General features: G+C 63.1%; 17 protein-coding genes and 1 tRNA gene. 11 read left to right on the forward strand and 7 right to left on the reverse strand.

Going from position 1 to position 13,943, the window contains the following annotated elements:
• The first annotated feature begins 91 nt into the window (after positions 1 to 91).
• The gene (locus HTIA_RS12860) at positions 92 to 403 is read left to right on the forward strand and encodes a PRC-barrel domain-containing protein (protein ID WP_008528465.1); all 312 of its coding nucleotides are present in this window, start codon (positions 92 to 94) and stop codon (positions 401 to 403) included.
• Between the two features lie 11 nt (positions 404 to 414).
• On the opposite strand, the gene HTIA_RS12865 is transcribed toward HTIA_RS12860, so the two are convergent.
• A complete protein-coding gene (locus HTIA_RS12865; RefSeq protein WP_008528464.1) occupies positions 415 to 1,872 on the reverse strand; it encodes a DHH family phosphoesterase in 1,458 nt (485 codons plus the stop codon).
• Positions 1,873 to 2,013: 141 nt separating this feature from the next.
• Between HTIA_RS12865 and HTIA_RS12870 the strand changes: the two genes are divergently transcribed.
• Positions 2,014 to 2,087 (forward strand) — tRNA-Lys (locus tag HTIA_RS12870).
• Positions 2,088 to 2,379: 292 nt separating this feature from the next.
• On the opposite strand, the gene HTIA_RS16700 is transcribed toward HTIA_RS12870, so the two are convergent.
• Positions 2,380 to 2,538, reverse strand: a complete 159-nt coding sequence (locus HTIA_RS16700; protein WP_008528463.1) for a hypothetical protein — start codon at positions 2,536 to 2,538, stop codon at positions 2,380 to 2,382.
• On the reverse strand, positions 2,535 to 3,554 hold the full coding sequence (locus HTIA_RS12875; protein ID WP_008528462.1) for a LolA family protein: 1,020 nt from the start codon (positions 3,552 to 3,554) through the stop codon (positions 2,535 to 2,537). Before HTIA_RS12875 ends, HTIA_RS16700 begins: the two co-directional genes overlap by 4 nt.
• A 220-nt stretch (positions 3,555 to 3,774) precedes the next feature.
• Here HTIA_RS12875 and tnpA point away from each other — a divergent pair, with 220 nt between their 5' ends.
• From tnpA to HTIA_RS12895, 4 genes are all read left to right on the forward strand, one after another.
• Entirely contained in the window at positions 3,775 to 4,167 is a 393-nt protein-coding gene (gene tnpA, locus HTIA_RS12880; RefSeq protein WP_020936439.1) for an IS200/IS605-like element ISHmu5 family transposase, read from the forward strand.
• Position 4,168: 1 nt separating this feature from the next.
• The gene (locus HTIA_RS12885; protein WP_020936440.1) at positions 4,169 to 5,425 is read left to right on the forward strand and encodes an RNA-guided endonuclease TnpB family protein; all 1,257 of its coding nucleotides are present in this window, start codon (positions 4,169 to 4,171) and stop codon (positions 5,423 to 5,425) included.
• Positions 5,426 to 5,587: 162 nt separating this feature from the next.
• On the forward strand, positions 5,588 to 5,911 hold the full coding sequence (locus HTIA_RS12890) for a helix-turn-helix transcriptional regulator (protein ID WP_008526785.1): 324 nt from the start codon (positions 5,588 to 5,590) through the stop codon (positions 5,909 to 5,911).
• Positions 5,908 to 6,249, forward strand: a complete 342-nt coding sequence (locus HTIA_RS12895) for a hypothetical protein (RefSeq protein ID WP_008526783.1) — start codon at positions 5,908 to 5,910, stop codon at positions 6,247 to 6,249. The genes HTIA_RS12890 and HTIA_RS12895 overlap by 4 nt, the downstream gene beginning before the upstream one ends.
• Positions 6,250 to 6,455: 206 nt before the next feature.
• On the opposite strand, the gene HTIA_RS12900 is transcribed toward HTIA_RS12895, so the two are convergent.
• The gene (locus tag HTIA_RS12900; RefSeq protein WP_008526781.1) at positions 6,456 to 7,187 is read right to left on the reverse strand and encodes a DUF1028 domain-containing protein; all 732 of its coding nucleotides are present in this window, start codon (positions 7,185 to 7,187) and stop codon (positions 6,456 to 6,458) included.
• Between the two features lie 175 nt (positions 7,188 to 7,362).
• Here HTIA_RS12900 and HTIA_RS12905 point away from each other — a divergent pair, with 175 nt between their 5' ends.
• From HTIA_RS12905 to HTIA_RS12915, 3 genes are all read left to right on the forward strand, one after another.
• The gene (locus HTIA_RS12905; protein ID WP_008526780.1) at positions 7,363 to 8,619 is read left to right on the forward strand and encodes a Glu/Leu/Phe/Val family dehydrogenase; all 1,257 of its coding nucleotides are present in this window, start codon (positions 7,363 to 7,365) and stop codon (positions 8,617 to 8,619) included.
• A 79-nt stretch (positions 8,620 to 8,698) separates the two neighbouring features.
• On the forward strand, positions 8,699 to 9,190 hold the full coding sequence (locus tag HTIA_RS12910; protein ID WP_008526778.1) for an SRPBCC family protein: 492 nt from the start codon (positions 8,699 to 8,701) through the stop codon (positions 9,188 to 9,190).
• Positions 9,191 to 9,260: 70 nt separating this feature from the next.
• Positions 9,261 to 10,169: a DMT family transporter gene (locus tag HTIA_RS12915; RefSeq protein WP_008526777.1), complete on the forward strand. Its 909-nt coding sequence runs from the start codon at positions 9,261 to 9,263 to the stop codon at positions 10,167 to 10,169.
• 5 nt (positions 10,170 to 10,174) lie between these two features.
• Here the strand turns inward: HTIA_RS12915 and HTIA_RS12920 are convergent, their stop codons facing one another.
• Both HTIA_RS12920 and HTIA_RS12925 read right to left on the reverse strand, forming a co-directional pair.
• On the reverse strand, positions 10,175 to 10,972 hold the full coding sequence (locus HTIA_RS12920) for an RIO1 family regulatory kinase/ATPase domain-containing protein (protein ID WP_008526776.1): 798 nt from the start codon (positions 10,970 to 10,972) through the stop codon (positions 10,175 to 10,177).
• Positions 10,973 to 11,075: 103 nt separating this feature from the next.
• Positions 11,076 to 11,609, reverse strand: a complete 534-nt coding sequence (locus tag HTIA_RS12925; RefSeq protein WP_008526775.1) for a GNAT family N-acetyltransferase — start codon at positions 11,607 to 11,609, stop codon at positions 11,076 to 11,078.
• A 133-nt stretch (positions 11,610 to 11,742) separates the two neighbouring features.
• On the opposite strand from HTIA_RS12925, the gene nth reads away from it, so the two are divergent.
• A complete protein-coding gene (gene nth, locus HTIA_RS12930) occupies positions 11,743 to 12,429 on the forward strand; it encodes an endonuclease III (protein WP_008526774.1) in 687 nt (228 codons plus the stop codon).
• A gap of 34 nt (positions 12,430 to 12,463) precedes the next feature.
• Here nth and HTIA_RS12935 read toward each other — a convergent pair whose 3' ends face one another.
• Entirely contained in the window at positions 12,464 to 12,961 is a 498-nt protein-coding gene (locus HTIA_RS12935) for a DUF7321 family protein (RefSeq protein WP_008526773.1), read from the reverse strand.
• Between the two features lie 158 nt (positions 12,962 to 13,119).
• On the opposite strand from HTIA_RS12935, the gene HTIA_RS12940 reads away from it, so the two are divergent.
• The gene (locus HTIA_RS12940) at positions 13,120 to 13,869 is read left to right on the forward strand and encodes a DUF7319 domain-containing protein (protein WP_008526772.1); all 750 of its coding nucleotides are present in this window, start codon (positions 13,120 to 13,122) and stop codon (positions 13,867 to 13,869) included.
• Positions 13,870 to 13,943: the final 74 nt, after the last annotated feature.

Below are 13,943 nucleotides of genomic sequence, written 5' to 3' on the forward strand. Positions count from 1 at the left end.
CGTCCTGGAGAAAAGCGTTCCCCGATCCTCGGGACGCCGGGCGTCTGACGTTCTGCCAAAAGTTAAGGGAGCCCCTCCCTACGGTCCGTGTATGTCCATCGATCGAGACGCGACACCGCAGGAGATCACGTCGCTGGTGGGGCGAGAGGTGTATTCGAGCAACGGCGTCTACGTCGGCGAAGTCGAGGATCTGCGCCTCGATCTCGACGCCGAGGCCGTTACCGGTCTTGCCCTCCACCAGTTGAACAAGGAACTGTTCGACGCCGAGACGGCGAGTGCTCGTGGAGCGATCGTCCCCTATCGGTGGGTCCAGGCCGTCGGTGACGTCGTCATCATCAACGACATCGTCGAGCGCGTCCACGGGACCGAAGCCGACGAATCGGGCGAAGACATCGTCGCCTGACACCGCGTTGCTCAGTTTCCGTTGGAGCCGTCGCTGCCTTCGACACCCATGGCCTCGAACAGCTTCGTTCGGACCGCTTCTTCAGTAAGCTCGAGCAAGGTGTCTCGGTTGCCATCGTCGGTCTCGATGCCGGTGAAGATCCCGAGTGGGATCTCGACGCTGGCGTCCGTCGAGTGGCCGGCAGTATCGCCGATGTCGCTGAAGGCCTCCGCCAGAACGTTGCCGATGTTCATCCGGATGTCTTTCGACCGGGCAGCCAGATAGATCGTGTCGTCGGCGATGGCGAAGACTGCGGTGGTGGTGATCCCCTCGAGGTTGAGGAGCTGTTGGGCGGCCTGGGTGAGCGCCTCGCGATCCCGGATGAAGCCGGCGTTCGAGACGAGGTGGCTCCCGCGTACCTCTCGGTTGCGGATCGCCTCCGCGAGGACGTCGAGCGTCTCCGGACTCATGCTCGGCGATTCGACCTGTTCTAAGGTGTCGTGGTCCGCGAAGGGATAGAGGTAGGCCGCCGCGGTCAGATCGGCCGGCGTCGTATCGCGCTTGAAGTCCAGTGTTTCGGCCCGAATGCCATACAGCAACGCCGTCGCGACTTCCTGTTCGAGACTGAGATCGTACTCCTGGACGTACTTGGTGAGAATCGTCGACGTGGCCGAGACGTTCGGCCGTACATCCGTGAATTCGGCTTCAGCCTCCGTCTCGACCTCATAGTGGTCGATGACGATGTCGATTTTCCCGTCGACGTAAGCGGAGGGATCACCGCTTTTGGCGTAATCGACCAGCGCAGTGGTATCGTACTCGGCCAGGTCGACTGATTGACTCGAGACGAGTTCCAGACCGAGCAGATTGACGAACGCTCGGTTCTCGTGGTGGCCGATCTCGCCCTCGTAGATGACGTCCGCTTCGACGTCGCGGTTCGCGGCGATCGCCTGGAGGGCGACGGCACTGGCGATCGAGTCCGGATCCGGACCGCGGTGGATCAAGATTGCCATGCGTTCGTCGGTGGCGTCGATGACGGCGGCGAGTTGTCGAGCCTTGTGTTCGAGCTCGCCGGTCTCCAGTGCCCGAAGTGCCGAGTCGGCGATCACGGCCGAGGGATTGATGACGACGTTCGCGCCGAGTTCAGAGAGGTCGTCCGCGGAGACTGGATCTGACGCGCGGGCGACGATAAACTGATCTTCGTTGTGTGCCTGGAGGTTTTCGACAGCGACCTCGTTGGCCGAAACGTCCGAGGAGAGGATCAACACGACGTCTCTGTCTGCCAGATTATCGACGATCGACTCGTCGCGAATATCAGCCGTTTCGGCGTTTAAGTCTTGGTCGCGGAGGGCCTCGACGCGACTTTCGTCGCGGTCGAGGATCAGGACGTCTTTGCCCTCCCGTTCGAGTTCCTCGGCTACGGCGTGGCCGACACTCCCACACCCCAAGATCGCATACGAAGACATCGTCGCCGTCGTGATGCCGCTGCTCATAGTGACGAAACCGAGGGATTCCAGACCCTTATATTGCCGCGGTCGTTCTCGCATCCGAAAACTACCATCCCCGAGGGCGATACTCGGCGAGCGAGCCGAAAGGAAACGTATTTGAATCGCCCGACGAAATCAGTGATGTCAGGGCCGGTAGCTCAGTCCGGCAGAGCGTCTGACTCTTAATCAGACGGTCAGGGGTTCAAATCCCTTCCGGCCCGTGATATTCTCGCGCCGCTCACTTTCGAGCGGCGCGTGTATTCATACTGCCGGCTGTAACAGACTGAAGGAATTCGCCACCCCGGTGTGGCGAATATCTTTACGAACTTACAGCCGGCAGTATCATCAAGCGGAAGGGATTTGAAGTAGACGAGTCACAGCCCGGGAAGCGAGCGGAGCGAGCGACCCGGAATGTCTCGGCGTAGTTCACATCTCTTCCGGCCCGCTCATTCTGACGCTCGCAAATCCGCGAGCGCCTGTTGTGCGTCAGGAGTCACGTCCAGCGCGAGCGGTTCAGGAATCCGTTCGCGCAACGGAGTCAGCGACGTCGAGTAACGTCGATTTCGCGATACCGCTCCCGGCGACCGAGTAGCGCGCGTTCGACGTCGTCCAGGAGACGCGCAGTTCGGTTCCAAGATTGCGTAGCGTTGCGTTCTGGTCGCCTACCGTCACGACTTGGCCGTCCGTGCGTGGTTCGTACCAGGTGAGATTACTCTTCGAGATCGAAAGGACAGCCGTCTCGTTCTCGTATTGAAGTCCGATGCTCCGGACTTGCGTGGTCCGGTTCGGGTCGCCTGCACCAGTTTGAGCAATTCGGGGACGTCAACGTCCGGGACCGAAAACGACGCGACAGCGCGAAGCCCGGCGATGTCGACGAACTGTTGCTGGCGCGTGCTGTCGGCATCCGCGACCGTCACGTTCGCCGGCGGATCGAACGTGAACGTCTCCGCCGCGATCCCAGTATTGAATGACACGTTCCGGTAGGTGGTCGTCACCGAAACGGGATCGCCGTCACGGACGTACTCGGTCGTCCGCTTGAGTGGGAGATACCACTCCTGATCGATCCACAACGTCTGCTCGAAGTCCTGAACGACGCCGGCGGTCGTCGCGTTGGACTGGAGGTGAATCACGTGCGTTTCTCTGCCGTCGACGGTCTCGGCCCCCTCGTAGCTCACAGTCATCGACCCGGCGATTCCCCCCGTGCGGTCACTGCTTTCGGGCACGAACGGCAACGGGTCGACGTCGTGGGAGCCACTTGTCTCTCCTCCGCGCTCGACGATGGCGAACAGACGATCGAGTCGAGACGGGAGCGATCGGGACGTGTTCACACCTTCGACTCGTTTCGCTTCGGCACTGTCCGGCCGGTAGATCCACAACGTGTCTCCGTCCGCAATTCGAATCTCTCGACCACTCGCGCCCTCCGTGACGTCTTCGATGCGATACTCACCCGTCCCTGGTCGACGGGCAACCTGGTCCAGCGAACGGGTGGTGCGATCGCCACGCTGAATGACAGTCAGTCGCTGCGCTTCGAACCCGTCCAGCGAATCGTACCGATCACTGACCGACTCGGTGAATTCTGGGGTCGCCCGGTCGCCGCTGAGCAGGACGCCGACGGCAACGCTACTCCCGATCAGCAAGACTGCAAAGGCGACGATCCAGGCGAGTCTCCGTGGCCGGGCGCGATCCATGTACGTGTGAATGAAGTGCTAGGAGCGGCCCAATAGTCGTTTCGATCGGGTCAGAAAACACAAGACCGTCGGCGCTGTCGAGTCCGCGAGAGAATCCCGCCGTTCACGGCGGGCGTGAATCGCGTAAGCGCGGTTTGACAGTCCACGCGGTTCTGCCCGACCGAATACCCAACGGCACAAGAGTTATTGAGATTGGGTGTCTTGTATTTGGTGAGGCCAAATGGAGTGTCACCTGCAATCCGGGTCGCACACGGTCTACGCGCTTCAATATCACTTCGTGACCGTCACGAAGTACCGCGCCGACATCCTCACCGATGAGCGGCTGGAGCGCGTGGCTGAAGTCGCTCACGAGATTGCAGAGGACTTCGAGGCCGACATCAAGAACGTGGACGGGGGCACCGACCACGTTCACATCCTGTTCACGACCAAACCCACCACCGACCTCACGAAGTTCATCAACTCGCTCAAGGGCGTCACATCCCGCCGGATTCGGCAGGAGTACCCTGAGGTGAAACAGACGCTCGAAGATGCGTTCTGGCAACCGGGGTATTTCCTCGCCACGACCGGTCAAGTGAGCATCGACGTGCTGATGGACTACGTGGAAAACCAGTAGCATGACCGCAACAACCACGAAAACGCTGGAGGCCACGCTCGCCCCGCCGACAGCCCACAAAGAGCGCAAACTGTGCGACCTGCTCGACACCTACCGCGCAGGACTCCATGAGGCGTTCGAGGCCGGGTGCGAGACGATGACCGCCACCAGTGACGTGGTGACGCCCTACGACCTGCCGTATCAGGCGAAGGCGGCCCTGTGTAACTACGTTCCGCAACTGCACGGAACCTACGATGCACAGGAGTTGGACGACGACCACCCGGTTCGACTCACCAACCAAGCCGCTGAGTTCGACCACTCGGCGGAACGCGACTACGAGTTTACGTGGTGGGTACCACAGCCCGGTCGCGGCACCAACTTCTGGATACCACTCCGTATCAACCCCGCTCAAGAAGAACTGTGGCACGACCTCGTGGACGGTGACGCGTCGGCAGGGCAACTCCGCCTGCAACGTCACCGCACGTCGTGGACGCTTCACGTCACCGTCGAGTTCCCGGTTAAAGAACCGGGCTATGAACCGACAGACAACCATGTAACACCAGTCGGCTTCGACATTGGCGAAGCACACCTGCTCGCGGGCTGTGCCTGCGAGCAGGGCACGCCGACCGACCCACTACTCATCAACGGTGGCCGCGCTCGCCACCTTCGCAAAGAGATGTTCACGACGCTCAAGCGCCTCCAAGAGCGCGAGGCCGCCGAGTGGCGGATTGACGAACGGTTCGACCACTACCAGAACGCACTCACAGACATCATCGAGAAGGCGTCTCGGCAGGCAATCGAGTACGCCTGCCGATTCGAGAAGCCTGTCGTCGTGCTGGAAGACCTCTCGGACATCCGCGAAGACCTCGATTACGGCGAGTGGATGAACCGACGCCTCCACGCATGGGCGTTCGCTCGCTTGCAGGAGCGCATTGAGGACAAAGCGCGAGAGTCTGGCATCCCGGTCGAATACGTCGAGCCGTCCTACACGTCGCAGACGTGTCACGAGTGCGGCCACGTCGGGTATCGGGACGGCGACGAGTTCCGGTGTACGAACGAGGAGTGTTGGGTGTCGGAGTACCACGCAGACATCAACGCGGCGGTCAACATCACTGACCGCCACGACCCGTGGGGTGAGAGCCTGCCGCTGAAACCGGCGGGCGATGACATCCCACGGGATGGGAGCGCCTGTGACAGCGCCCCGACCCCCACCGAGCAGAGCCAACCACGGCAGATGACGCTCGGAGAGGTCGGGTCGGAACCCTCTGCCGGTAGTTAGCCGGTATTCCCATGTAGGGAAGCCGCGCCGTTCACGGCGCGGAGGATGTCACACTGAGCACTCGGAGGTGACTCCCCTCGGAAGAGATGCCGTGCAAGATACGCACGATGAAAAGATCATCTCACCGAACGACTTATTACATTTTACAACGATATATTACACATGCCGATCAACATCGATCGATTCGAGAGCGGTCCCGAGGACGCCCTCGATATTCAGGAGGGGACACAGCCACACACTGTCCTCACATTCCTGGCAACCAACGACGGGCAGGCGTTCACACAGACCGAGATTCACGAAGCGACAGACATCCCCCGCGGGAGTGTCGGGGTCGTCCTGTCCCGTCTCGAAGACCGCGGACTCGTCCGACATCAGGGACGCTACTGGGCGATCGGGGACGATGAACGCCTCGCCTCGTACGGGGCACAACAGGCTGCCAGCTCCGCCTCGACGACAGACGACTATTACGGTGAGGCCGAGGAATGACGGAGCGTCAGTATGCTCGTGGGACGGTCGTGAAAGGACCGGACCTCCTGGGATCCCACGAGTATCGACCCTACGTCTGCTTGAGTACTGATACCCCGCCGTTTCGAGACGAAGAAGCCGTCTATGCAGTCGTCACGACGACACGACGCTCGGCAGCGATTCCACTCGCCGACACGGACTTCACGAGTGGGGGACTCCCCCGGGAGAGTTACGTCAATCCGTGGGTCCTCGTCACGATCAAACACGCTGACATTCACGAGATAGAAGGCCAACTGGTAGCGGACACTGTTGAACAGATTGCACGTGAAGCAGCGACTCACCTTGGTGAGCTGGACTGATAGTTCAGTTCGCTCATTGTAATTTCCAAACCCTTGAATTCAATCGTCTCACGCCCTAAAGGACGATCTGTTCGACAGTCGGACGAGAGCCCTTCGCGCCCGTATGCATCCGAGGGGAAGAGCGGTCACCGGAAACAGGCACATGCCGGTTCCGTGTTTCTAGATCATCCAGGGTTCGAGGGTGCCAAATACGCGAATCGACTCGTTCACTCTTCTTGTGCAATGTCGTCCTCGTCGTACGCGTCCTCGTATCGTTCGCGAGCCATCTCGAAGCCGCGCTCGGCCTGCTCGAACGTCTCCCGGAGGGCTTCGATCGGTGTCTCGGTCGCGTCCACCCGGAGGTCGTTGTAATACGGCTCCATCGACCGGTCCTCCGTCGATTCGACGATCAGCGCGGCACTCTGGACGGGTAGATCCTCACGCTTGTCCCCGCCTTCAGCGTGGCCAGCCGCCAGTGCGTCGATCAAGCGTGCCGCGAGGGCTTGATCGACATCGACCTCGGACTCGAAAGCGGGCGCGCTGTCTTCGTAGGTCGCGGCCACCTCTCCGATCACCGACTTGCCAGTCAGAAGGTTCCCGGCGACGGTGTAGTTCTCACCGACGCGATCGCCGTACCACGGTTTGCATTCCTCGCCCGAGAAGGCGAACTCGCCGTCTGTGCCGACGCCGTGGAGCTGGCGCTGTGGACGCCCATCGTCGGCGTCGAGCAGCGCTTCGAGGGCATCATCGACGGCAAGGCCGTCGCCGAGATACGACACGCCTTTCCGCCCGAGTTCGACGTTGACGAGGCTCTGGGTCGCGACGGCCCCGTTCTCGCTGGCGAACGGACACAGCGTTCCGACCCCGGGAAGGCGGGTCGTCACGGCGACGCCGAATCTCGTCTGTTCGTTCCCGTCCTCGTCCGTATAGCGCTCGCGAACGCAGATGCTGAACGTCATGGCTAAGTGCTGTGCCGGCAGCGACGTCAGTGTTCGGTCCCGTGGACAGTCACGCGCCCGGCCGGTCGTGTTCAGGGCTTTCCGTCCTCGAACAGTTGACGATTCGGAACATGAGGATCCATGCGAATTACACGCATAACGATGGACTTAACAATACCCTCTCGGAAGTGGACGTATGTCAAATTCGGTCAACCCGTACGAGAGCTTGCAGTCACAGATCGACGACGCGTCGGCGTACCTCGAGGCCGGCGACGACGTTCTGGAGAGCCTGAAACAGCCCCAGCGCGTGCTGGAGACGACTCTCACCGTCGAGATGGACGACGGCAGCTTAGAGACGTTCAAGGCGTTCCGATCGCAGTTCAACGACGCCCGCGGCCCGTACAAGGGCGGTATCCGATACCACCCGGGCGTCAACCGCGACGAGGTCAAGGCGCTGTCAGGCTGGATGGTTTATAAGTGTGCGACGGTCGGGATCCCGCTCGGCGGCGGCAAGGGCGGCATCGTCATCGACCCGAGCGAGTACTCAGAGAGCGAACTCGAACGCATCACGCGGGCGTTCGCGGTGGAACTCCGGCCGCTGATCGGCGAGGACCGTGACGTCCCCGCGCCGGACGTCAACACCGGTCAGCGTGAGATGAACTGGATCAAGGACACCTACGAGACCCTGGAAAACACGACCGAACCCGGCGTCGTCACCGGCAAATCCCTCGACAGTGGCGGCAGCGAGGGTCGCGTCGAGGCGACCGGTCGCTCCTCGATGCTGGTCGCCCGCGAGGCCTTCGAGTACCTCGATCGTGACATCAGCGAGGCGACCGTGGCCGTCCAGGGCTACGGCAACGCCGGCTGGATTACCGCCGATCTGCTCGAGGATCTCGGGGCCTCGATCGTCGCCGTCTCCGATTCCTCGGGTGCGATCCGGACCGACGACGAGTTCGATCCACGCGCCGTCAAGGATCACAAGCGAGAGACGGGCAGCGTCGTCGGCTACGACGGGGCCGACGAGGAACTCACCAACGACGAACTCCTGACGCTGGACGTCGACATTCTGGTGCCCGCCGCACTCGAGAACGCTATCGACGAGGAACTCGCGCAGGCGGTTTCGGCGGACGTCATCGTCGAGGCCGCCAACGGCCCGCTGACGCCCAAGGCGGACGAGGTTTTGGCCGACGAGGACGTCCTGGTCATTCCGGATATCCTGGCGAACGCGGGCGGCGTCACCGTCTCGTACTTCGAGTGGGTGCAGAACCGCCAGCGCAACTACTGGAGCGAGGAGCGCGTCAACGAGGAACTCGAAGACGTGATCGTGACTGCCTTCGACGACCTCGTGAGCGCCTACGAGAACGAGGACCTGCCGACGCTTCGGGTTGCCGCCTACGTGGTCGCACTCCGACGTGTCCTCTCGGCGAGCGAGCAGGCCGGCTACTGGGGCTAAGTCGCTCTTTGGACGCGACCGTCGTCGGACTGACTGCCGACGCCCGTGCCGTTTTCCCGATCCGTCCCTTACCAGCGATATGGCAGTCTACGAGCGCTCGGTCCGCGTCGACGCCCCCTTCGAGGACGTCTGGGACTTTCACTCGACGATCGACGGACTGGACGCCCTGACGCCGGGGTGGGTGAATCTTCGCGCCGAATCCGTCCGCGGCCCTGACGGCGAGGACGATCTCGATGAGATGATCGTTGGCACGACAGCGACGGTTTCACTGCGTCCGTTCGGCGTCGGGCCACGCCAGGAATCGACGACGCGGATCGTCGAGCGCGAGCGGACCGACAGCGATGGTCGAAAGACGGGCTACTTCGTCGACGAGATGTCCGGCGGCCCCTTCGCCCACTGGCGACACACCCATCGGTTCGAGGCGGTCCCGGGCGGAACGGAGATTACCGACCACGTGGAGTACCAACTGGCCGGCGGTGATGTCGGTCGACTCGCGAGCCCGTTTGCCGTGGTCGGGTTCGCCCCGATGTTCCGGTACCGCCATCGAATGACGAAAAAGCTCCTGGAGTGAGTGCGCTCGGCGGGCCGTCCTCGGCGCTGGCGACCCCAAGGGGTAAGCAGGTCCGAGCCGATCACCCGCCGTGACGCGTTCGTTCGTCGACCGAATCGAGAGAGTCCCGCCGCTCGCCGGGCTGGCGGTCGCCGTGTTCGCGGTCTCGACCAGTGCCATTTTGATCCGGTGGAGTTCCGCTCCCTCGATCGTCGTCGCGTTCTACCGTGTACTCTTCACGACGCTGTTGCTCGCGCCTGTCGTGATCTGGCGAGAGCGAGGGTCGTTCCGGAAACTCGCATGGCGTGACCTTGCCGGCGCGGCTCTGGCCGGGATCGCGCTGGCGATCCACTTCGCCGCCTGGTTCGAGAGCCTGGCGTGGACGAGCGTGGCTGCCTCGGTGACGCTCGTCCAGGCCCAGCCACTGTTCGTGGCCGCCGCCGCGCCGCTCGTCCTCGACGAGCGGGTCGGCCCCAGGACTGTCGCCGGGATCGTCGTCGCCGTCGCCGGAATTGCCGTCATGTCGGCGGCGGACTTGCTCGGCGCGGGCGTCCTCGGCCCGAACCCGCCCTACGGGAACGCACTCGCGCTGCTCGGTGCGCTCGCGATGGCCGGGTACGTCCTCGCCGGGCGGTCGATCCGCCAGCGACTGCCCCTGCTCCCGTACGTGACCGTCGTCTATACGGTCGCCGCAGTCACACTGCTCGGAATCCTTGGCTTTCAGGGTGCGCCGCTGGCCGGCTATCCGCCACGGGAGTGGCTGCTCTTTCTCGGCATGGCGGTCGGGCCGGGGGTGTTCGGCCACACGGTCGTTAACTGGGCGTTGGCCCACCTCGAATCGAGCGTCGTCAGCGCGTCGCTGCTGGGCGAACCCGTCGGCTCGACCCTGCTTGCGCTCGTGCTTCTCGGAGAGGTTCCGGGGGTCGCGACGGCCCTCGGTGGTGTCGTCGTGCTCTCGGGTATCGTGGTGGTCGCGCGTGCCCGTCAGCAGGAGTCCTAGAGGGGTCACCCGGTGGCGACTTTCTCGATCTCGCCTTTCACGGCCGCTGCGTCGAAGTCGTGATCCGGCCGGATCGTGACGAAATCCAGGAAGTCACGGGCGGAAAGTAGGGTCTCTTCGTCGAAGACATCGACGGCGACCCCCACGCTCTCGGCCGGGCCGATCAGGGGTGCGAGGACGCCCAGCGCACACGCGACGTCGTAGGCTCGTGCCTCGGCGATGTCGCCACGGACGTTCGTCGCGTCGATGAAGTACAGTTCTTCGCCGACCACGAGGACGTTCTCACTCCGGAGGTCGCCGTGAGCGAGTCCCGCCTGATGCATTCGATCGAGGGCGGCAAAGAGATCGGGGGCGAGTTCGTCGACCGTGGCGACGTCGACGTCTTCGAGCGTCCGGAAGTCGGGGACGTATTCGAGGACGAGCACGCCAAAGCCGTCGACCTCGAAGGCCTCCTTCGGTTCCGGCACGTTCACGTCGACCGACTGCATCCGCCGGGCCGCCTCGAATTCGTGCTCGGCCATCTCCAGGGGCGTCCCGAAGTGCTCGAAAAACCCCTCAGTCCCGCTGGTGAACGCACCGAGGTTCCGGCCGGTCGTCAACAGTGCGTGGACCAGCGAGTGCTGTCCCGAGATGACCTTCACGAAGTACCGGTCGTTGACGACCAGTGGCACCGAAAGCCAGTTGTTGGCGTCCAGAAACTCGACCCGGCCCGCCGACTCGTCGTAGCGATCCAGGACGGCCTCGACGATGGTTTCGAGCTGTGGCCAGGCGATCTGCCCGCGCAACAACCGACGGACGGCCATACTACAACGCAGTCACCCAGGGCCAAATGCTTTCTGTCGGCGCTCAGCGCTTACCCCGACTTTTTGTCGGCGCTCAGCGCTTACCCCGACTTGCTGTCGGCACTCAGCGTTCAGCGTCGAACTCCTCGGCCAGCAGCCCGTATCGATACACGTCGACGCGTTCGCCACGGACGTGTGCGTGGTCGCGGAAGACACCCTCGCGCTTGAATCCGACGGATTCGAGCACCCCCTGGGAGGCGTCGTTGCCGGCGTAGACATTCGCGTACACTTTCGCCAGGCGGTGATCCTCAAAGCCGTATCGAACGATCCGTTCGGCGGCGTCACGCGCGTAGCCGTTCCCCTGGGCGTCGGGGTGGAGGTAGTAGCCGAGTTCGGCGGTTCCCCAGACGTCGTTGATCCCGTTGAGACCGACTGTGCCGACTGGTTCGTCCTCGGCACAAACCAGCAGGTGGACGTCGTCGCTCTCGCCGAGGCTTTCGATCCACTCGCGTTCCTGGCTGTGGTTGAGCGGTTTATAGGCCCCCAGCGACGGCCAGACGTCAGGGTGGTTGATCGTCTCGGCGAGGAACGTGGCGTCGTCTTCCTCGATCGGTCGCAGCGTCACCGCCTCACCACGGAGGAAGGTGTGGCCCGGCATACGTGCGATCCTGCGTCGGAATTATACATGTCTTGTGATTTTGTTCAGAGAGTCTCGAAGTACACACCCAGCGGCTGCCGGCAGGACGACCCGGACCCGACACGCAAAAAGGGAACGCAGTCCGAGTCGACCCATGGGGACGCCACTGGAGTCGCGCCCGGAACAAACCCAGACCGTGATCGATCGGCTGCACGAGGAATACCCCGACACGACTATCTCGCTGAATTTCTCGAACCGACTGGAGCTACTCGTCGCCGTCGTGCTTTCGGCCCAGTGCACTGACGAGCGCGTCAACGAGACGACGCCTGAACTCTTCGAGAAATACCAGACGCCCGAAGACTACGCCACAGCCGACGAGGAAGTACTCGCCGAGGACATCTACGGCGTCACGTTCCACAACAACAAGGCGGGCTACCTGAAAGGGATCGGTGAGCTTCTCGTCGACGAACACGATGGCGACGTGCCCGATACGATGGACGAACTCACCGATCTCCCCGGTGTCGGGCGCAAGACCGCGAACGTCGTCCTCCAGCACGGCCACGACGTGGTCGAGGGAATCGTCGTCGACACGCACGTCCAGCGCCTTACGCGCCGCTTGGGGATTACGGAGGCCCAACGCCCCGAAGCAATCGAGAAAGACCTGATGGAAATCATTCCAGAAGCGGAGTGGCAGGACTTCACCCACCTCATGATCAGTCACGGGCGGGCAGTCTGTACGGCGCGGAATCCAGACTGTGCGGATTGCGAACTCGACGATGTCTGTCCGTCGTCACGACTCGACAGCGACGTCGACCTCGCGAGCGGCGAGCCCTGGGAGTGACTGTCGACAGGGCGGGTCACTCCGGACGGCGAGGTCACCCCAGCGGCTGGTATTTGATCGCGTATCGAACGATCCCAGTCAGGAACGCGAGCAGCCAGAAGACTGTATAGCCGACGACGCCGATCCGGAGGCGAGCGCGCCAGTGCCCGAGATCCAGGTCCGCGGTCTCCGCTTCGAGATCGTCGAGGTCGAAGCTCGAGGCGCGACGGTAGGCGTCCGACGCCCACTTCGCCCGGAGGATGCGGACGATTCCGGTCGCGGCCAGCCCGAAGAAGGCGTAGGCCTGGAGTCCGAGAAAGGCGTGGACGACCGCGAAGCCGGTCAGCTGGCTCCAGAGCTTCGGGATCATCCAGCCCACGAGCGGGACGGTCGTCAGCGCGAGACCGAGACCGACGACCGCGAGATGTCGCCTGAGTACGCGCCAGGTGATCGGATCGTGGACGATCATCAGCCACGCGCCGTACAGAAAGCAGGGAAGACTCAACGAGACGGCAACTACCACCAGCGTGGCGGTCGTCCCATCGGTGACCATCGGGCCGTCCTTCGGCGGGCGGGGCTTAAAACGCGTCGGAGCCGGGAAGGCGGTCGGCCGTCCACAGGAGGCCCATCTGGTGCGCGCGAACGAGTGGGAGGCGTAGACGATGCCGTCAACAGAAATCGTAAGCGTCCGCGGGTCCTACGCGGCGGCGAATGGCCCCGGCCGAGTCAACGAACGAAGCCACGGACGGTGACGAGGAGCCGTCGCTGTCAGACCTCCGTGAGCAAGTCGAGGAGAAATACGACTTCGAGGCCTTCGGCCCGGCCGAGATGGACGAGATGGACCGCGAAGAGTGGGAGGCTGCCTTCGACGCGGAGACGTGGATCACCGGCGAGAAACTACTCGACCGCCTCGAAGCCGACCTCCGCCAGCGCATCGCCGACCGGGACGTCTTCGCCCGGATCGAGCGCGAAGACGACCGGCTGGTGGCCTATTCGGACGAGAGTTACGCCGTCGTCTACCCGGACGGCTCCGTCGAAGGCGAGGGGACGGTCCGCCGGGACGTCGAACCGTCTGTCGCACTGTGTTCGATGGCGTCCTACGAGGTACCCGAGTCACCGGACGGTGACGTGCTCCCGGACCCCGACGAGGTTGCGGCAGGCGAGGGCGAACTCGGCAACGTCATGGTCCAGTTGCTCTCGATCGCCCAGCTGCTCGCGGGCGTCGTGTTGCTCGGATACGGCTTTCTCGGCAACGGGATCGCGCTGGTGGCCGGGTTGTTCCTGTTCGTCATCGGCCTGTTCCTTCTCGTGGTCGTCGCCAACGCTCGCCTCTCGGAGACGTTCCGCGCCGACGCCTACCGGACGCGACTCCAGGAGATGGGGGCACAGGGTGAGGACCGACCGGCGTTCGTCCCGGATCGGGCGGGCGAGCACGACGCCGAGCGACCTGACGGGGAGTGACCAGGTGACACCGTCACGATTCCCCGAAGGCAACCGGTAAAAGGCACCGTAATTGGCGCTTTTATGCGAACCCG

This window comes from Halorhabdus tiamatea SARL4B, from assembly GCF_000470655.1.
Lineage (GTDB): Archaea > Halobacteriota > Halobacteria > Halobacteriales > Haloarculaceae > Halorhabdus > Halorhabdus tiamatea.